Raw genomic sequence first — 18393 nt, forward strand, 5'->3', positions numbered from 1 at the left:
TGTTATAAAAGAAAATAACCATCCCCACCACTCTACTAAATTCTTAATTGCTGTCTTCTCAAATTTTTACTTTAATTCAATCCGGTCACAAGGTTAGCGATATGATCAATGAAGGGCGGCTGCTCAGTCAGCATGGCTTTGCTAAAGCCAACTCCTGGATCACTCTGGTCCTGTCAGTTCTGTTACTGATTGGCGGCGCGATGCAAATTGCATTCCTGCTGGCTTTCGGCCATACCGCCGCCGTGCTGCACAGCGTTGTGGGGTCTGCTTTACTCAGTATTGCGCTGGGGATTGTCCTCATCATGATGAGGCGGCTAATACGACCAAATCAAATCTACCAGCTGCATGAAAACGGTATTTTAGTGATAAGCCCGATGGATAAAAAGAATCGTTTTATTCCTTTCGAACGAATTACAGATATATATCGATTCAGAACCGGTAAATATACTCGCCGTATTTTAAATACCATGATTTTCCGTGAAGAAAATAGCAAAGTCTGGCATAGAATCACGCCAAACATTGCGCATTCCGAACGGTTAATTGAAGTCATTAAAAACGAACAGTTGATGTTTCGTGGCCCGTGGGCATTAAATACCCTGGCTCAGGGTGGCGATATTCTTTTTACGCGAGTGCTCAATGCACGCTGCGGTTTGAAACGTTTTATCAGTTCCAACCTTCTGACAACACACGAGAAAAGGATCAGGCTGAGCGCGCTGATGTTGATTCCCGATGAAGGGAAAACAGTGCCGGTTGAGGACATTCAATTTATCAGCGGCGGCAGTAACAGCCCGCTGATCAGATTGCTGGATAAGCACGGACGGATCCTGTTTTCCGTGCCTTATACTTCGCTCTCAAGTGCCGATCTTTTCATCGCTCTGATTGAACATATGATTCAGAACCGGATCCCCGTCAGAAATTAAAAATGCCACTGAATCAGAAGAAAAAGTGGCATTTATGCGCATCGCGAGCTGAGATATCTTACGAAGGTAATTCGCTGTCAGTGGAATAGCGAAAAGCATTCGGCGGTAATCCGACCTGTAATACCACTGGCTGATAACCCGCTTTGCCATCGACTTTCGCTGCCAGTGTTTTCGCAATCAGGAAGCCCAGTCCCCCGCCCAACACAGCGCCAATAACCGCGTACATATCTTCCTTCAGCAGAGCCTGCAATAATCCGCCTCCGGCAATCACACCAAACAACGGTGTCATGTAAACCAAAAATGCCGAACGCATAAGGCTTCCTTCAGGAATACCCAGTTCGACTTTCTGACCCGGCTCCAGGCGCTCATTGATGCTAACCTGAAGATTATGCTCGGTCTGTGGCCCTAATTCGTTCAATACGCGGGCGCCACATCCTGAACGTGAATGGCAGCTACTGCATCCTGCCTGCGTTTCGCAGCGCAGTGTCGCAATACCATTTTGCCACGAGATAACAGTGGCCCATTCTTTCATCATGTGATCACCCGGTTTTTTTTAGGCAAAAGTCATTTCGCGGAGAAGACAACGCTGTCAGCGATACGCTTAGCGGTTGACGGTGGCAGTTCGCCGACAACGGTAATTTCATTGCCGTTGCGAATCTCTGTCTGCACCGTTCTGCGCCCCTGCCTGATCAACTGCTCAGAGGGGCCGTTTGTCGTGGCGCTGATATTGACGGAGAAACTGAACAATCCATCGGTATACAAGCGTGATTCTATCGTGACCGGCATATTTGGCAAGTTTCTGCGGCTGCTCGCCACTTCCGTCACACCGGCCGGAAGCCATTTCACCTGCCAGCTAAATTTAGCCTGCTCTGAAGCAGGTAAAGAAAGCACGGGAGGCAAACTTGCCTTTTCGAGATCACCCAACATGCTAATGACTTCTTTTCCATCATCAAAGCTGATGACACGGAACTGCTCGAGCGTTTCACCATCTCTGTCTAACAAATCAACGCGCATGGGCAATTTCGTCTGCTCATCCACCCAGATAACGTAGCTGAAACGTGTACCATCACGCGAAACAACGCGGATCACCTGGCTCAGGCGATCGGCCGCACGGGCACGACCTACGGCAATAAAGTCGTAGTATTTTGAAAGCAGGGAGAAATCACTGAAAACGATGGAAGGAAGGGAATCAACGATATGATCGCCATCCAGAGTGAAAGGCTGTAACCCGGTCTCAAAGTAGCTGATGTCTTTTCCGCGCTGGACAATTTCACGGCGCGGCCCATCCATCAAAACCAGTTGAGCGAGCAAGACTTCCTTCGAGACAGCATGACGATAGCGAAAGGAATCAATCCCTTGCTTCGTGATGTTGATAAAGCCCATTTCATAATTCAGCGACTGGCTGGCAGTACCCATTTCTTGTAATAACGCCTCGGAAGTCTGTTCTGCCGAGGCGATACTTGAAGAAAGCAGGCTGCCCGTCGCTAAACAAACGGCAAACCAAAATTGCTTCATTACTGCGTTTGCGTTCCTAAAGACTGAGTTCCTGGGACCTGAACAGCGGCTTGCTGCGGAGTAATCGGTTCGAGTTGGAGCTGCTCAGAGTGCAAGCGGCGCTGCAATTCGTAATCCTGCAACATAGCATTGATACGCTTACGTTGCTCCTGCACATTTTGTTGCCCGCTGGTGGTATTGCCTTCATTTGGCACGCCGAAGCTCACCGGAGAAGCTTTACCCATCATAGGTAAGGTATTGAACGCAGGGGTTTCCGGAGAAGCACCTGATGCGTCAGGCTGATTGTAGTGCTGAACACCCACAATCACGGCCAGGGACACACACGCGGCCACGCCAATCTGCGTCAGCTGGCTCGCCCAAGGGCGAACTTTGTGCCAGAAAGGCATTTTCTGCCAGGTATGAGGCTGAGGCTGCGATTCTGTAGCTGAACCCGGCACCAGTTTAACCGGCTCATTTGCCAGCGCTGCGGCCACACGGTCTGCGATATCCAGATGCACCACATTCCCAATATCACCGCGTAAGGTATCGCGGATCAAATGATAACTCTGCCAGCTTTGTTGAAGCTTATTATCTGTTGATAAAGAACTTAACAGTTCAGAATCAATCGCTTCACCATCCATCAGAGCGGAAAGCTTTTCTTTCTGCATGCCTAAGTACCCTTCCTGTGACCGTCATCTCTAACGCTGGATGAGCGGTTGAACTTTGTTATCAATTGCTTCCCGGGCACGGAATATACGCGATCGAACCGTACCCACCGGACAATCCATGATGGCGGCTATTTCTTCGTAGCTCAAGCCATCCAACTCCCTCAAGGTAATCGCCATGCGAAGATCTTCAGGAAGTGCTTCAATAGTACGGAAAACTATCTGCCGTAACTCTTCAGACAACATCAAGTTCTCAGGGTTCGAAATTTCTTTCAGGGCACCGCCACTTTCGAAATTTTCGGCTTCATTCGCATCAACGTCACTTGAAGGCGGACGTCTTCCCTGAGCAACCAGATAATTTTTCGCTGTGTTGACTGCAATACGATACAGCCAGGTATAAAAAGCACTGTCGCCGCGGAAAGATTCCAGCGCACGATACGCTTTAATAAAAGATTCCTGAACCACATCAGGCACATCGCCCTGTGGCACATAGCGGGATACAAGGCTCGCCACCTTATGCTGGTAGCGAATAACCAGTAAATTGAACGATTTCTGATCACCCTTCTGGACCCGCTCAACCAGAACTTGATCGGCTAACTGCTCGCTCATCCGAGGTAAAATCTCCCCAAAACCATCTCCGCGCGTAAAGTCGTACTGCCAGCTTTCATCATTATATTCCTGAGCAAGTACTGCTTGGAGTTCACATGAAACATAAAGTTCCACATCGCCATTGTTTTTTCTATTGAAGTCTCAAGCCCGTGGCTTTTTCACGGAGGTTTAGGCTAACATGAATTTCCCTCTTCTTCTGCAAACATCATACGTTATGCAACCTTCATCTGAATTTGTAAGCGATGTACTGATCATCGGAAGTGGCGCTGCGGGCCTTTCTCTGGCTTTACGACTTGCAGACCACTGTCACGTCACTGTTCTCAGTAAAGGCCCACTCAACGAAGGCTCAACGTTTTACGCACAGGGCGGGATCGCCGCCGTTTTCGACGAAGCAGACAGCATTGCCTCACACGTTGATGACACATTAATTGCCGGCGCAGGCTTATGTGATAAAGAAGCCGTTGAATTTATCGCCAGCAACGCACGCCATTGTGTTCAGTGGTTGATCGACCAGGGTGTACTGTTTGATACCGAAACCAACGAGAGCTCAGAAGAGCGATATCATCTGACGCGTGAAGGCGGTCACAGCCACCGCAGGATCCTGCATGCTGCTGATGCTACAGGTAAAGAAGTAGAGACTACGCTGGTTGGGAAAGCAAGAGCGCACGCGAATATTTGCGTTAAAGAACGCTATAACGCCGTTGATTTAATTACCTCAAGCAAGCTGGGTTTGCCAGGTACGCAGCGTGTAGTCGGTGCCTATGTCTGGAACCGCGATAAAGAGCATGTTGAAACACTGCGCGCAAAAGCCGTTGTGCTGGCGACCGGCGGCGCGGCGAAAGTCTATCAATACACCACCAACCCGGATATTTCTTCCGGCGATGGCGTCGCGATGGCCTGGCGCGCAGGATGTCGCGTTGCCAATCTGGAATTCAACCAGTTCCATCCGACCTGCCTCTATCATCCGCAGGCACGAAATTTCCTGCTGACTGAAGCCCTGCGCGGCGAAGGTGCGTTGCTTAAGCGCCCCGACGGCACACGATTTATGCCTGATTTCGATGCGCGAGGCGAACTGGCACCGCGTGATGTGGTGGCACGGGCAATCGATCATGAGATGAAACGCCTTGGCGCAGATTGCATGTATCTGGATATCAGCCATCGCCCACCGGAATTCATTAAGCATCACTTCCCGATGATTGACGAAAAACTGCAATCTCTCGGCATTGATCTCACCAAAGAGGCGATTCCGATTGTTCCGGCCGCACATTATACCTGCGGTGGCGTGATGGTTGATCAGCACGGGCGAACGGATCTCGACGGTTTGTACGCCATCGGCGAAGTCAGTTATACCGGGTTACACGGCGCGAATCGTCTGGCGTCCAATTCACTGCTGGAGTGCGTGGTTTACGGCTGGTCTGCGGCGGAAGACATCATCAAGCGCCTGCCTCATGCCAAACTGGCGAAAAACATTCCGCAATGGGATGAAAGCCGGGTTGATAATTCGGATGAACAGGTGGTGATTCAGCATAACTGGCATGAACTGCGGCTATTTATGTGGGACTACGTCGGGATTGTTCGTACCACGAAACGCCTGGAACGCGCGTTGCGTCGCATCACGACACTGCAACAGGAAATTGACGAGTACTATGCCAACTTCCGAATTTCCAATAACTTACTCGAATTGCGTAATCTGGTGTTGGTGGCAGAGCTGATTGTTCGCAGCGCGCTGGAACGAAAAGAAAGTCGCGGGCTGCATTTCACGCTCGATTACCCGGATTTAGAAGAAAATCCTCAGCCGACAATCTTACAGCCCTAGTCGCTGAAAAGTGCGAAGGAACGCACTTTGACAGGCTCAGTAATTTAAATAAAAATCTGCAATCAGTGCGCAGAACGCTTCGCTGTAAACACCTTCTGATTCGCGCAGATCCAGTTCCTGCTCTTCCCGCTCAGCGGGCTGCTTCGATAACGTCAGCAACAAACGGTTAAGCGGTTTTCCCGGACGATCCCGCACTGCCATCCGCCATGCGCTGAACCAGCCTTGCTGATGCGCCAGCATTTCAAACGCCAGACCAATGTCATAGGGCAGCACAACGCTGAATAATCCTTGCGGCGTAATCAGCTTGCCGGCACATTCTAGCAGCGCTTCGTGGGTCAGGGTTTCTGTATAACGGGCTGCGTTTCGCGCTTCATCACGACAAGCTACCGCCGATTCAAAATAAGGCGGATTGCTGACAATCAGATCATACTCAGCCGGGTGCTGACGGGCGTAATCATTGATATCCTGCGCAAAGACAGACAACCGTTGCGCCCAGACAGATTCGCGAAAATTCTCTGCGGCCTGTTCTGCGGCAGCAGGTTCTAGTTCAACAGCGTCGATAACCGTTTGAGGAGCACTGCGCTGCGCCAGCATCATGGCAATAAGGCCACTGCCGCATCCGATATCCAGAACGCGTTGTGCCCCGCTGACGGGTGCCGTTGCGCCCAGCAAAACACCATCCGTACCGACTTTCATCGCACAGCGGTCGTGCGCGACGAAAAACTGTTTAAAGGTAAACCCGTTGCGCCGCAAAGGCCGGGCCGAACTGACTTCTTTTGCCACTCATATCACCGTAATTACGCCGGCCAGCAGGCCTCTGAACGAAAACTGTCGTAGCATAGGGTAAAGAGATGTGGAGGAAAAGGCACGCAAACCGCTTAAATAGGTGAAGATCGCGTCTAACACGTCTATAATCGGCGCCCCAAGTAGAGGTAGACCATGACTGTAACCACTTTTTCCGAACTCGAACTCGATGAACGCCTGATTCAAGCCCTGGGCGACAAAGGCTATAGCCGCCCGACTGTCATACAGGCAGAGGCAATTCCGCCCGCGATGGACGGACGCGATGTGTTGGGTTCGGCGCCTACCGGCACCGGCAAAACCGCGGCATTCCTGTTGCCTGCCTTGCAACATTTGCTGGATTTCCCGCGTAAGAAATCTGGTCCACCCCGTATTCTGATCCTCACGCCAACCCGCGAACTGGCCATGCAGGTTGCAGATCAGGCGCGTGAGCTGGCAAAACATACCGATCTGGATATCGCAACGATCACTGGCGGTGTGGCTTATATGAACCACGCTGAAGTGTTCAGCGAAAACCAGGACATCGTTGTCGCAACGACGGGCCGTTTGCTGCAATACATCAAAGAAGAAAACTTTGACTGCCGCGCAATCGAAACGCTGATCCTCGACGAAGCAGACCGCATGCTGGACATGGGTTTTGCGCAGGATATCGAAACGATTTCTGCTGAAGCGCGCTGGCGTAAACAGACGTTGCTGTTCTCCGCAACGCTGGAAGGGGAAGCCATCCGTGAATTCGCAGAACGTATTCTGACTGAACCGGTTGAAATCGAAGCCGATCCGTCACGACGCGAACGTAAAAAAATTCAGCAGTGGTACTACCGCGCAGATGACGTGGTACACAAAACCCAGATGCTGATCCATTTGCTCAAGCAAGAAGATGTCACTAAATCTGTGATTTTCGTGCGTAAGCGCGAGCGTGTGCATGAACTGGTTGCCTGGTTACGTGAAGCAGGGATCAACTCCTGTTATCTCGAAGGCGAGATGGTACAGGTCAAGCGTACTGAAGCGGTAAAACGTATGGTTGAAGACCGCGTCAACGTGCTGGTGGCGACTGATATCGCCGCCCGTGGCCTTGACATCAACGACATCAGCCACGTTTTCAACTTCGACCTGCCTTTGACGGCGGATATCTATCTGCACCGTATCGGGCGTACAGGCCGTGCTGGCCGCAAAGGGACCGCAATCTCTTTCGTTGAGGCGCATGACCACCTGCTGCTGGGGAAAATCGGTCGTTACCTTAACGAACCGCTGAAAGCCCGCGTGCTTGATGAATTCCGTCCGAAAACGAAAGCCCCGAGCGAAAAAGTTACCGGTAAGCCGTCGAAGAAAGTCCTGGCAAAGCGTAAAGAAAAACAGAAAGCTGAGCAGGAAAAATCGAAGGTGAAAGTAAAAGTTCGCCATCGCGATAGCAAAAACGTCGGTAAACGCCGTGTGAAACCTGATGCGGCTAAAGACGCGTCAAAATAAATCCTGGCTGATACAAACGAAAAAAACCGCCTTTGCAGGCGGTTTTTTATTATCTGAAACTCAGGTAATCAGATGCGATTACAGGCTTTCAGTGAAAGTACGGGTAATCACATCACGCTGCTGTTCAGCAGTCAGCGAGTTGAAACGCACTGCATAACCAGAAACACGGATAGTCAGCTGCGGGTATTTTTCCGGATGTTTAACAGCATCTTCCAGCGTTTCGCGACGCAGAACGTTAACATTCAGGTGCTGACCGCCTTCCACACGTACAGTCGGTTGAATTTCCATTGGAACTTCACGGTATTCAAACTGGCCCAGTTCGCTGACAGCCACGATCTGGTCTTCCGCATAGCCCGCTTTTGCACAAACACAGCGAGCTTCCGATTTTTCATCATCCAGCAGCCAGAAAGAGTTTTTCAGCGCTTCGTTATTGGTTTTGGTAATTTGGATCCCGGTGATCATATGTTGCCTCCATAATTGGCTACGATACTGTGAATTGATGGGTGTCGGGTTGATCAACAACCCATTGTTCCTGCTCTCAGATATAACAGCAGAGCACCCCGCATTCTTTGATTAATATCAATCTTTCCAATGTGGTTATTCCTACACATCAGCATATTTATGTTTTATATCAATTTTTCCAAGTGGCTCACTTAAATTATTTTTGTAAATTATCAATAATTTTTGCATAGAAGCGTTAAGCCGCAGATAAACATCAGCAAAAGCTCAGGCAGGTTTAACTCGGAGGAATGAGCAGGTAAGCTACGCGCAGAGAAAAATCACCTTGAAAAGGAGAGCGTCAATGTCCACAACTCTCACCTGGCATGACGTCATCGGCCAGGAAAAAGACCAGCCTTACTTTGTTGATACATTGAAATTTGTCGCCGCAGAACGCGCGGCGGGAAAAACGATTTATCCGCCCCAGCAGGATGTTTTTAACGCCTTCCGATCCGCTGAACTTGCCGATGTAAAAGTCGTTATTCTGGGGCAAGATCCCTATCACGGCCCGAATCAGGCGCACGGGTTGTCCTTCTCGGTTCGCCCTGGCATTCCCGCACCGCCTTCACTCGTGAATATGTATAAAGAGCTGGCGACGGATATCCCCGGTTTTGAGCGTCCTGCTCACGGCTATTTGCAGAGCTGGGCCGATCAGGGCGTGCTTTTGCTTAATACGGTGTTAACGGTGGAAGGCGGACAGGCACATTCCCATGCCAAGCTGGGTTGGGAAACCTTCACCGATCGGGTAATCGCAGCACTGAATGAAAACCGTGAGGGAATTGTGTTTTTGCTGTGGGGATCTCATGCCCAGAAAAAAGGCAATATCATTGACCGCAACCGTCACCACGTATTGAAAGCGCCCCACCCTTCTCCGCTTTCTGCGCATCGTGGTTTTCTGGGCTGTAAGCATTTTTCTCAGGCTAACGAATTGCTTGGCCAACAAGGTCTGGCACCCATCGACTGGATGCCTGTTTTGCCGGCAACGGAATAGCATAAAAAAAAGGCACCCGCGAAGGTGCCTCTCTCATTTCATAAAGTCATTCTGAAACAGAATCAGGCTTTGGCTTTAGAAACCGCAACCATCGCCGGGCGTAACAGACGGCCATTCAGCGTGTACCCCTTCTGCATCACCATCATGACGTGATTAGGTTCCAGTTCATCGGATTCCATCATCGTCATTGCCTGATGCTGCTCAGGGTTGAATGGAACGTGGATGTCGCTCACCACTTCCAGACCGAACTTGCGTACAGCGTCCAGCAGAGATTTCAGGGTCAGTTCGACGCCTTCAATCAACCCTGCCAGTTCTGAATTCGATTTATCAGCCAGATCCAGAGCACGCTCCAGGTTATCGATGACTGGCAACAATTCGCCAGAGAATTTCTCAAGGGCAAATTTGTGCGCTTTTTCGATATCCAGTTCGGTACGGCGACGGATGTTTTCCACTTCCGCTTTCGCACGCAGCAGGCTGTCACGCTCACGCTGCTGAACTTCTTTCAGCTGTGCTTCTAATTCAGCAATGCGTTCATCGCGGGGGTCAACGACATCTGCCGCCTGAGTTTCCGCTTCCGCTTGCAGCTCTTGTTCCTGATTCAGTTCTTCAGAGACTTGCTCGTCAGGTGTCTTATGTTCTTTACTACTCATGAATCTCTCCGCGTTTTAGCATTAATCTTGCTACTTGGCTTATTATGGGGATCAAAACCGGGGTTTCAAGGTTTGGTTTTGAATGAAACCGGTCATAATGCAGGTGTCATCACACCCTGCTGAGGATAACCACAGCGATGAATAAAAAATTTGAGTGCATCGGGATCGTCGGACATCCACGCCATCCTTCGGCACTTGCCACCCATGAAATGCTCTATCACTGGTTAATTTCAAAAGGTTATCAGGTCGTTGTTGAACGACAGGTGGCACAGGATTTAGCCCTGGAAGGCGCACAAACCGGCAGCCTCGCGGAGATAGGCAAACTGGCCGATCTTGCCGTCGTGGTTGGCGGTGACGGTAATATGCTGGGTGCCGCGCGCGTACTCGCACGTTATGACATCAAAGTCATTGGCATTAACCGTGGTAATCTCGGGTTTCTGACCGATCTCGATCCGGATAACGCCCTTCAGCAACTCGATGATGTTTTGCAGGGCGAATACATCAGCGAGCAACGTTTCCTGCTGGAAGCGATGGTTCGCTGTAAAGACCAGCAATGCCGCGTCAGCACAGCCATCAATGAAGTCGTTCTCCATCCGGGCAAAGTGGCGCATATGATTGAGTTTGAAGTCTATATTGACGACAAATTCGCGTTTTCCCAGCGTTCAGATGGCCTGATCATTTCCACGCCCACCGGCTCAACGGCGTACTCACTTTCTGGGGGCGGACCGATTCTGACGCCAACGCTCGAAGCCATCGCATTGGTGCCAATGTTCCCGCACACGCTTTCCGCGCGTCCGCTGGTCATCAACAGCAGCAGCACCATTTGTCTGCGATTTTCTCATATGAGTAATGACCTGGAAATCAGTTGCGACAGCCAGATTGCCCTGCCCATTCAGCCCGGTGAAGAAGTGGTGATCCGCCGCAGCGAATTCCATCTGAACTTAATCCATCCAAAGGATTACAGTTATTTCAATACATTAAGCACCAAACTCGGGTGGTCGAAAAAACTCTTCTGATTTGAAAAAATAATTCGCCAACCCCTTTACTGTATATAAAACCAGTTTATACTGTATGTAATTACAGGTCTGTTGTTATGTACAGGAAGGTGATCATGCTGGCGCAATTAACTATCAGTAACTTTGCCATTGTCCGTGAATTAGAAATCGATTTTCATGCCGGGATGACAGCAATCACCGGTGAAACCGGTGCAGGTAAATCCATTGCTATTGATGCACTTGGCCTTTGCCTGGGCAACCGCGCCGATGGCAGTATGGTTCGCCTTGGCGCAAGCCGTGCAGATATCTGTGCACGTTTCACCCTTGCCGATACACCTTCCGCAAAACACTGGCTTGCCGATAATCAGCTGGATGAAGGGCATGATTGCCTGCTCCGTCGCACTATCAGTAGCGATGGCCGTTCCCGTGGTTTTATCAATGGAACCCCTGTGCCGCTATCTCAGTTGCGTGAACTCGGCCAGCATCTTATTCAGATCCACGGCCAGCACGCCCACCAGCTCCTGCTCAAACCTGAGCATCAGAAAGACCTGCTCGACGCGTATTCAGACCAACCGTTGTTGCTGGGAGAAATGCGCACCGCTTACCAGAACTGGCATCAGAGTTGCCGCCAGCTTGCACAATACCAGCAGCAGATGAATGAGCGTGAATCACGCCGTCAGCTCCTGCAATACCAGTTAAAAGAGCTCAATGAGTTTTCCCCTCAACCCGGAGAATTCGAACAAATTGACGAAGAATACAAACGACTGGCCAACAGTGGTCAGTTGCTCTCTCTCAGCCAAAGTGCATTGTATTTACTGGCCGACGGCGAAGAACAGAACATTGTCAGCATGCTCTACAGTGCGCGTAATGAGTTAACTGAACTGGCAGAACTCGACAGCAAAATGAACGAACTGATCATTATGCTGGATGAGGCGTCAATTCAGATTAGCGAAGCCAGCGACGAACTGCGCCATTACAGCGAACGTCTGGATATGGATCCGAACCGCCTGTACGAACTGGAACAGCGTTTATCCCGACAGATGAATCTGGCGCGTAAACACCATGTTAGCGCAGAAGAATTGCCGGAACTGCACCGTCAGTTGCTTGAAGAACAACAATCACTGGATGAGCAGGAAACGAATCAGGCTGAACTGAGCGAAGCAGTTCAAATGCATTACCAGCAAGCAGTAGCTATCGCACAACAATTGCATGACAAACGGCAGTATTTCGCCGATGAACTCACGCACCTGATTACTCAAAGCATGCAGGCACTTTCCATGCCGCACGGTAAATTTAAGATTCAGGTTCAGTTCGAGCCTGAGCATCTGAGCATAGAAGGCGCGGATCGTCTGGAATTCCAGGTTACGACTAACCCGGGGCAGCCTCTTCAGGCGCTGGCAAAAGTAGCATCAGGCGGCGAGCTTTCACGTATTGCTCTGGCGATTCAGGTCATTACGGCGCAAAAAATGGAAACGCCGGCGCTAATCTTCGATGAAGTAGACGTCGGTATCAGCGGGCCAACTGCTGCTATCGTCGGTCGTCTGTTGCGCCAATTGGGTGAGTCGACACAAGTAATGTGTGTAACTCACTTACCTCAGGTTGCAGGATGCGGTCATCAGCATTATTTTGTCAGCAAGGAAACCGACGGCGAAGTGACAGAAACCCAAATGAATCGTCTTGATAAGAAGGCGCGTTTGCAGGAACTGGCACGCTTGCTGGGCGGAAGTGAAGTCACCCGAAACACGTTAGCCAATGCAAAAGAGTTACTCGCAGCGTAAAAAGCTCAACTTTTTTACATTTAAGCGGTCATACAGGTGCCCCGCAAAGGTTTCAAACTGATGAAAGGTCTATTATCATCGGCATCTTATGCCCTAAAGGAATGTAATGACTATGCGCTGTAAAACGCTAACTGCCGCCGCTGTAGCTCTTCTAATGCTTACTGCGGGCTGTTCCACTCTGGAAAAGGTGGTTTATCGGCCTGACATCAATCAGGGGAACTACTTGTCTCCTGCTGATGTTCAAAAAATTCATACCGGCATGACTAAGCAACAGGTTGCTTATGTTCTTGGCACGCCGATGTTACACGACCCGTTTGGCAGTGATGTTTGGTATTATGTGTTCCGTCAGGAGCCAGGACATTCGGGTATAACTCAGCAAACATTAACGCTGACCTTCAACCAAGGTGGCGAGCTGACCAACATCGATAACAAACCGAAGTTGAGCGATCAGCAATAAATCGCCCGGTGTGATGATCGTTGGTAGTGACCAAAAATCATCTTTCAGGGTAAAAAAATAAGGCGCCCCAGGCGCCTTATTTTTTTGAACGTTCGGCTCGTATGCGCCTAAGTTCTTTCGGATCCGCAATCAGTGGCCGGTAAATCTCAATCCTGTCACCGTCGCTCACCGTATCCACCAGTTTTACAGGCCGGCTATATATCCCCAGCTTGTTTTTCTTTAAATCAATATCCTGTCGCAGCTCAAGCAAACCAGAGGCGATAACAGCCTGCTCAACATTGCTGCCCTCTTCCAGTTTAACCGTTCGCATGTACTGCTTCTCTGGCAATGCGTAGACAACTTCAACGCGGATCTCAGACACTGTAGACCTCTTTTGCACGCAGTGTGAAAGCCTGAACCATGCTTCCCGCCAGCTCTTTGAAGATTTTACCGAACGCGAGCTCAATCAATTTATTCGTGAACTCGAAATCCAGACTGAGCTGAACTTTGCAGGCTTCAGGGCTCAGTTCGATGAAATCCCAGCCGCCGGTTAGCTTCCGGAAAGGGCCATCAACCAGTTGCATATCAATGCGTTTATTGCTTATGAGCGTATTTTTCGTGGTAAACGTTTTACTGATGCCCGCTTTAGAAACATCCACAGCCGCTGTCATAGACGTGTCACTGTTTTCTAAAATGCGACTGCCTGAACAACCGGGCAGAAATTGCGGGTAAGCATCGACATCATTCACTAAGGTATACATTTGTTCCACGCTGAACGGCACAAGCGCAGAACGACTTATCTGTGGCATATCATTTTCCAGGTGTCATAAAACGTACAGATAATACCATTTATCTGCGTGGTAATAAAAACTACGAAGCACAGGACGCCACAAACAGGAAAAACATCTGACTCAGACCGTGTGGGGATTTCATTCGGCATCGCTTACAGTATAATAAGTGTCACTATGACAAAGAAAAAAGCACATAAACCCGGTTCCGCGACTATCGCGATGAACAAACGCGCTCGCCATGAATACTTCATCGAAGATGAGATCGAGGCGGGGCTTGCTTTGCAGGGATGGGAAGTCAAATCGATGCGAGCTGGTAAAGCAAACATCACTGACAGCTATGTCACATTCCGCGACGGTGAAGCCTTTTTGTTCGGCGCAACCATTCAACCTCTCAACGTGGCGTCAAGTCATGTGGTTTGTGATCCAACCCGCACAAGAAAACTACTGCTGAACAAACGCGAGCTAGAAACGCTGTTCGGTAAAGTGACTCGCGATGGTTACACCGTCGTCGCACTTTCCATGTATTGGAAAAATGCCTGGTCAAAAGTGAAAATCGGCCTGGCGAAAGGTAAGAAAGAGCACGACAAGCGCGATGACATTAAAGATCGTGAGTGGAAAGTAGACAAAGCACGCATCATGAAGAACTCAAACCGCTAAGTCTCTGGCTTAGCGTGCAGTTTTTCTGGTATACTGCGAAATAGTACTTGGGGCTGATTCTGGATTCGACGGGATTTGCGAAGCCCAAGGAGCATGCCGAGGGGCGGTTGGCCTCGTAAAAAGCCGCAAAAAAATAGTCGCAAACGACGAAAACTACGCCCTAGCAGCTTAATACCCTGCTTAGAGCCCTCTCTCCCTAGCCTCCGCTCTTAGGACGGGGATCAAGAGAGGTCAAACCCAAAAGAGATCGCGTGGACACCTTGCCTGGGGTGAAAGCGTTAAACCCAATCAGGATAGTTTGTTAGTGGCGTGTCCATCCGCAGCTAACCGGCGAATGTAAAGATTGGACTAAGCATGTAGTGCCGACGGTGTAGTAATTTCGGACGGGGGTTCAAATCCCCCAGCTCCACCAAACAAGGTTTCGGTTATTACCAGATAAGGCCGTTACCGCAAAGAAAGCCGCAGCCCGCAAGGGTTTGCGGCTTTTTTATTGCCCGTTATCTGCTGGCAGCCTCTTCATACAACAGGCTACTTTAGATATACGTTTAGTTATACGACTGCCCTATAACTAAAGAGCTTATAACTAAAATGGCTCGAACTACCACGCCACTCACCAACACAGAGCCCAAAGCCGCAAGGGACGAAGATAAACCAGGACAACTCAGCAGGCCGATTTTTTCTTATGGGAAGGTAGCTGGCCACTGTAAAGCGATGGGGCATGGACAGCGCACAACAAAGTGGTAAACACATAATATATTGAAATATAGGTAATAAAATAAATTCCGTACACCATTAGCACCCTTCTAATAATCATTATTGCTCTGTGCATTTATTTAATTTAGAATTTACTTAAATTAGGTAACTCTAAAATGAAATATGAAAAATACTGACATCCCATTTCTGCAAGAAAGTGCGGCTCAGGCGACCAGGCTTCTCAAGTCGATGAGTAACACTAACCGGCTATTGATCCTTTGTACGCTCATTGATTCACCCGGCACTTCAGCCGGCAACTTGAGTAAACTGACAGGATTAAGCCCTTCAGCAACATCTCAGCATCTGGCCAGAATGAAGGAAGAAGATTTGATTGAATGCTCCATAGATGAGCAACGAAGAAATTATTTCATTAAAAATGAATCTATTAGAAAAATTATCGCGACGTTAAAGGACATTTATTGCCCTGAGGATTTGAAATGACCGTAAGAACCGTTAGTCCTTCAGAAGCACAAGAGCTCATGAGAATTGGCAGCACTCTTATCGACATCCGTGAGCCTGCTGAATTTCTTCGCGAGCACGTTCCTGGCGCTATCTCTTTTCCACTATCAGATATCCTCTCGGGGAAAAAACTTAAAGACCTGCCTGTAAGTCATCCTGTTATTTTTCACTGTTTAGCGGGTTCCCGCACAGCTCAAAATGAAGATGTACTGATCGGTGCTGCTGGCCCGGCAACAGTTTTATTGTTATCTGGTGGCATCAATGCCTGGAAAAGTGCAAGTCTGCCGACGATCGAAGACAAGAAATATCCTCTTCCTATCATGAGGCAAGTTCAGATGGTAGCCGGAATACTGACTATTGCTGGGGTAGTGATGGGATACGCTGTAGATCAATGGTTCTTTCTCTTGTCGGGATTCATCGGTGCAGGCCTGTTTTTTGCTGGCGTAAGTGGTTGGTGCGGAATGGCAGTTCTGCTTTCCAAAATGCCATGGAATAAGATTAAGAATTAAAGAGTGGTATATGATTACCAGATAAGACCGTTACCGCAAAGAAAGCCGCAGCCCGCAAGGGTTTGCGGCTTTTTTTATTGCAACTTACCCGGCAAGCCAGCCCAGTCTATCCTTTTGTTTTTAAGGCGTAATACGACATTAACTTCATGCATTTCGGCGGATATTCGTTTTCCATAGCGGTCGATACTCTGATTGCTACCCTCTTCAACTATTGCCCGTTTTGCGCAGATTTCTGGCGCTTGACCCTGACTTACTGAGTCGTCATATTCGAAAGAAGAAACCATCACTTTTACCCTCGCCTTTAGCTGCGGGGGTTTGTTTTTTTGGCACCATCAGGAGATGACTTGTGAAGAAAAACATATTGCTGATCATCGCAACAACGCTGGCCGCGACCAGCGGTTTAGCGCAGGCGGAAACGACATTACGCTTCGGCGTGGATCCGTCCTTTCCCCCTTTTGAATCCAAAGCGCCGGACGGCAAGTTGGTCGGTTTTGATATTGATCTGGGCAACGCAATTTGTCAGCAGGCTCAGGTTAGATGTGAGTGGGTTGAGACCGCGTATGACGGCATTATTCCTGCCCTGAACGCCAAAAAATTTGATGCCGTGCTTTCAGCGATGTCGATGACGCCTAAACGCAAAGCTCAGGTGAATTTCTCCGACATGCTCTATCACGTTCCCAGTGTGCTGATTGCGAAAAAAGGCAGTGGCCTGCAACCGACGGCAGAATCGCTGAAAGGTAAAACCGTCGGCGTTGCTCAGGGCACAACGCAGGAAGCGTATGCGCAAGGAGAATGGCAGAAGAAAGGGGTGAACGTCGTCTCTTATCAGAACCAGGATTTCGTTAATCAGGATCTGGCCTCTGGCCGTATTGACGTGACGCTGACGAACGCGGCGGTGGCCGAAATCGGCTTTCTGAAAACGCATGAAGGCACAAATTATGCCTTTGCGGGCGAACCGCTAAACGATACCCGTTATCTGGGCGAAGGAACGGCTATCGGGTTGCGTAAGGATGATCAGGCGCATCTGACATTAATCAACAATGCGCTGGCAGAAATCCATAAAAACGGGACTTATCAGACGCTGGAAAAGAAATATTTCACGTTTGAGGTCTACACTAAAAAGCCGTAATCCCCTTCTTCAGGCCGCATGTGGCTAACCATGCGGCTCAATATTTGCGGAACGGATTCCAATACCGCCTGCCAGAAACTGCAATGCAGAAGATTGATTTCGTGAACCTTCGCAACCCTCACACCTGCCCGTTTAACTGATCAGGCTTTCAGCCTAAAGTCAGCCTCGCCGATAAACGTTATCTGAAAGGGTTATACCAACATGAGTTCCGCCGACGTCTGCCTGAGTGCCTGCAAAGCTTCATCACGGATATCCTTGTCCGTAATAATCGTGTCGATTTTTTCTATCGGCAACACCAGGTTGTATCCGCGACGACCAAACTTTGTGGAATCAGTGACAACGACAACGCGCTGAGCGGCAGCAGCCATAATACCGCTGATGCTGTAGCCCTCATTAAATGTGGTGATGCCTGTCGCGGCGTCCAGGCCATCTGCGCCCACAAACATCAGATTAGCGACGATTCCCTGCAAGGCGTATTCCGTAATATTGCCATGCAAAGAGCGCGTTTTATGTCGCAGCGTTCCGCCACAGACCACCAGTGTGATATCGGGGTTTTCAGACAAAACAAATGCAGCAGGCAAATTGTTCGTGATGACGGTGATATCACCTGACTTCACCAGCTCTTCTGCCAGCAGCATGGTAGTACTGCCGCTATCGAGAATGACGGTATCTCCGGGTTTCACCAGTCCTGCAGCCGCCTGAGCGATGCGTTTTTTAGGGTCACTGGCCTGAAGATAGCGCTCTTCAAGCACCATTTCATCCTGCGGCAATGCCACCTGGTCGGCCGGTGAAGCATCGCGTTTCGCCGCACCGCCGTGGAAACGTGTGAGGGCACCCTTTTGCTCCAGCAATCCTAAGTCAGAGCGGATTGTCACTTCGGAAACGTCGAAAGAACTCGAAAGGTCGGCAACCATAACGCTGCCGTTTTGATTCACTAAATCAATGATTTTGTTACGTCTATCATAAGTATTCATG

General features: G+C 49.5%; 22 protein-coding genes and 1 other RNA gene. 12 read left to right on the forward strand and 11 right to left on the reverse strand.

Going from position 1 to position 18393, the window contains the following annotated elements:
* Positions 1 to 101: 101 nt before the first annotated feature.
* Positions 102 to 920 carry a hypothetical protein gene (locus BV494_RS12285; protein WP_104923130.1) on the forward strand — a complete coding sequence of 273 codons (819 nt, stop codon included), beginning with the start codon at positions 102 to 104 and terminating at the stop codon, positions 918 to 920.
* A 58-nt stretch (positions 921 to 978) separates the two neighbouring features.
* Here BV494_RS12285 and rseC read toward each other — a convergent pair whose 3' ends face one another.
* Genes rseC through rpoE form a run of 4 tightly spaced genes read right to left on the reverse strand, consistent with a single transcriptional unit; the run spans position 979 to position 3688 of the window.
* Positions 979 to 1455, reverse strand: a complete 477-nt coding sequence (rseC, locus tag BV494_RS12290; protein WP_104923131.1) for a SoxR-reducing system protein RseC — start codon at positions 1453 to 1455, stop codon at positions 979 to 981.
* Between the two features lie 29 nt (positions 1456 to 1484).
* Positions 1485 to 2435 carry a sigma-E factor regulatory protein RseB gene (rseB, locus tag BV494_RS12295; protein ID WP_104923132.1) on the reverse strand — a complete coding sequence of 317 codons (951 nt, stop codon included), beginning with the start codon at positions 2433 to 2435 and terminating at the stop codon, positions 1485 to 1487.
* Positions 2435 to 3082, reverse strand: a complete 648-nt coding sequence (rseA, locus tag BV494_RS12300; protein WP_104923133.1) for an anti-sigma-E factor RseA — start codon at positions 3080 to 3082, stop codon at positions 2435 to 2437. Before rseA ends, rseB begins: the two co-directional genes overlap by 1 nt.
* 30 nt (positions 3083 to 3112) lie before the next feature.
* Positions 3113 to 3688, reverse strand: coding sequence for an RNA polymerase sigma factor RpoE (gene rpoE, locus BV494_RS12305; RefSeq protein ID WP_037040184.1), 576 nt, complete (start codon positions 3686 to 3688; stop codon positions 3113 to 3115).
* Positions 3689 to 3902: 214 nt separating this feature from the next.
* On the opposite strand from rpoE, the gene nadB reads away from it, so the two are divergent.
* Positions 3903 to 5504, forward strand: coding sequence for an L-aspartate oxidase (nadB, locus tag BV494_RS12310; protein ID WP_192938002.1), 1602 nt, complete (start codon positions 3903 to 3905; stop codon positions 5502 to 5504).
* Between the two features lie 36 nt (positions 5505 to 5540).
* Here nadB and trmN read toward each other — a convergent pair whose 3' ends face one another.
* On the reverse strand, positions 5541 to 6287 hold the full coding sequence (gene trmN / locus BV494_RS12315) for a tRNA(1)(Val) (adenine(37)-N(6))-methyltransferase TrmN (RefSeq protein WP_104923135.1): 747 nt from the start codon (positions 6285 to 6287) through the stop codon (positions 5541 to 5543).
* A 156-nt stretch (positions 6288 to 6443) separates the two neighbouring features.
* Between trmN and srmB the strand changes: the two genes are divergently transcribed.
* On the forward strand, positions 6444 to 7772 hold the full coding sequence (gene srmB, locus BV494_RS12320; protein ID WP_104923136.1) for an ATP-dependent RNA helicase SrmB: 1329 nt from the start codon (positions 6444 to 6446) through the stop codon (positions 7770 to 7772).
* A gap of 78 nt (positions 7773 to 7850) precedes the next feature.
* On the opposite strand, the gene grcA is transcribed toward srmB, so the two are convergent.
* Entirely contained in the window at positions 7851 to 8234 is a 384-nt protein-coding gene (gene grcA / locus BV494_RS12325) for an autonomous glycyl radical cofactor GrcA (RefSeq protein ID WP_104923137.1), read from the reverse strand.
* 340 nt (positions 8235 to 8574) lie between these two features.
* On the opposite strand from grcA, the gene ung reads away from it, so the two are divergent.
* Positions 8575 to 9261 (forward strand): uracil-DNA glycosylase, encoded by a 687-nt coding sequence (gene ung / locus BV494_RS12330; protein ID WP_104923138.1) that lies wholly within the window; start codon positions 8575 to 8577, stop codon positions 9259 to 9261.
* Positions 9262 to 9323: 62 nt separating this feature from the next.
* Here the strand turns inward: ung and grpE are convergent, their stop codons facing one another.
* Positions 9324 to 9911 (reverse strand): nucleotide exchange factor GrpE, encoded by a 588-nt coding sequence (gene grpE, locus BV494_RS12335; RefSeq protein WP_104923139.1) that lies wholly within the window; start codon positions 9909 to 9911, stop codon positions 9324 to 9326.
* 137 nt (positions 9912 to 10048) lie between these two features.
* On the opposite strand from grpE, the gene nadK reads away from it, so the two are divergent.
* The 3 genes from nadK (at position 10049) to bamE (ending at position 13141) form a co-directional block, all read left to right on the forward strand.
* Positions 10049 to 10927: an NAD(+) kinase gene (nadK, locus tag BV494_RS12340; protein WP_104923140.1), complete on the forward strand. Its 879-nt coding sequence runs from the start codon at positions 10049 to 10051 to the stop codon at positions 10925 to 10927.
* Positions 10928 to 11022: 95 nt separating this feature from the next.
* Positions 11023 to 12684, forward strand: a complete 1662-nt coding sequence (gene recN / locus BV494_RS12345) for a DNA repair protein RecN (RefSeq protein ID WP_192938003.1) — start codon at positions 11023 to 11025, stop codon at positions 12682 to 12684.
* Between the two features lie 112 nt (positions 12685 to 12796).
* Positions 12797 to 13141, forward strand: coding sequence for an outer membrane protein assembly factor BamE (gene bamE / locus BV494_RS12350; protein WP_104924787.1), 345 nt, complete (start codon positions 12797 to 12799; stop codon positions 13139 to 13141).
* Between the two features lie 76 nt (positions 13142 to 13217).
* On the opposite strand, the gene BV494_RS12355 is transcribed toward bamE, so the two are convergent.
* Both BV494_RS12355 and BV494_RS12360 read right to left on the reverse strand, forming a co-directional pair.
* A complete protein-coding gene (locus BV494_RS12355) occupies positions 13218 to 13502 on the reverse strand; it encodes an RnfH family protein (RefSeq protein ID WP_104923142.1) in 285 nt (94 codons plus the stop codon).
* Positions 13495 to 13929 carry a type II toxin-antitoxin system RatA family toxin gene (locus tag BV494_RS12360; protein WP_104923143.1) on the reverse strand — a complete coding sequence of 145 codons (435 nt, stop codon included), beginning with the start codon at positions 13927 to 13929 and terminating at the stop codon, positions 13495 to 13497. Before BV494_RS12360 ends, BV494_RS12355 begins: the two co-directional genes overlap by 8 nt.
* A gap of 156 nt (positions 13930 to 14085) precedes the next feature.
* On the opposite strand from BV494_RS12360, the gene smpB reads away from it, so the two are divergent.
* The 4 genes from smpB (at position 14086) to BV494_RS12380 (ending at position 16289) form a co-directional block, all read left to right on the forward strand.
* The gene (gene smpB, locus BV494_RS12365; protein WP_101075405.1) at positions 14086 to 14568 is read left to right on the forward strand and encodes an SsrA-binding protein SmpB; all 483 of its coding nucleotides are present in this window, start codon (positions 14086 to 14088) and stop codon (positions 14566 to 14568) included.
* 49 nt (positions 14569 to 14617) lie between these two features.
* Positions 14618 to 14980, forward strand: a transfer-messenger RNA (tmRNA) gene (ssrA, locus tag BV494_RS12370).
* A 464-nt stretch (positions 14981 to 15444) separates the two neighbouring features.
* A complete protein-coding gene (locus BV494_RS12375) occupies positions 15445 to 15762 on the forward strand; it encodes an ArsR/SmtB family transcription factor (RefSeq protein ID WP_104923144.1) in 318 nt (105 codons plus the stop codon).
* Entirely contained in the window at positions 15759 to 16289 is a 531-nt protein-coding gene (locus tag BV494_RS12380; RefSeq protein ID WP_104923145.1) for a rhodanese family protein, read from the forward strand. Before BV494_RS12375 ends, BV494_RS12380 begins: the two co-directional genes overlap by 4 nt.
* A gap of 74 nt (positions 16290 to 16363) precedes the next feature.
* On the opposite strand, the gene BV494_RS12385 is transcribed toward BV494_RS12380, so the two are convergent.
* On the reverse strand, positions 16364 to 16573 hold the full coding sequence (locus tag BV494_RS12385; RefSeq protein ID WP_104923146.1) for a hypothetical protein: 210 nt from the start codon (positions 16571 to 16573) through the stop codon (positions 16364 to 16366).
* A 62-nt stretch (positions 16574 to 16635) separates the two neighbouring features.
* Here BV494_RS12385 and BV494_RS12390 point away from each other — a divergent pair, with 62 nt between their 5' ends.
* Positions 16636 to 17418, forward strand: a complete 783-nt coding sequence (locus BV494_RS12390) for an ABC transporter substrate-binding protein (RefSeq protein WP_192938004.1) — start codon at positions 16636 to 16638, stop codon at positions 17416 to 17418.
* A gap of 191 nt (positions 17419 to 17609) precedes the next feature.
* Here BV494_RS12390 and BV494_RS12395 read toward each other — a convergent pair whose 3' ends face one another.
* Positions 17610 to 18392 carry a DeoR/GlpR family DNA-binding transcription regulator gene (locus tag BV494_RS12395; RefSeq protein ID WP_104923147.1) on the reverse strand — a complete coding sequence of 261 codons (783 nt, stop codon included), beginning with the start codon at positions 18390 to 18392 and terminating at the stop codon, positions 17610 to 17612.
* Position 18393: the final 1 nt, after the last annotated feature.

The organism is Rahnella sikkimica, from assembly GCF_002951615.1.
Taxonomy (GTDB): Bacteria; Pseudomonadota; Gammaproteobacteria; order Enterobacterales; family Enterobacteriaceae; genus Rahnella; species Rahnella sikkimica.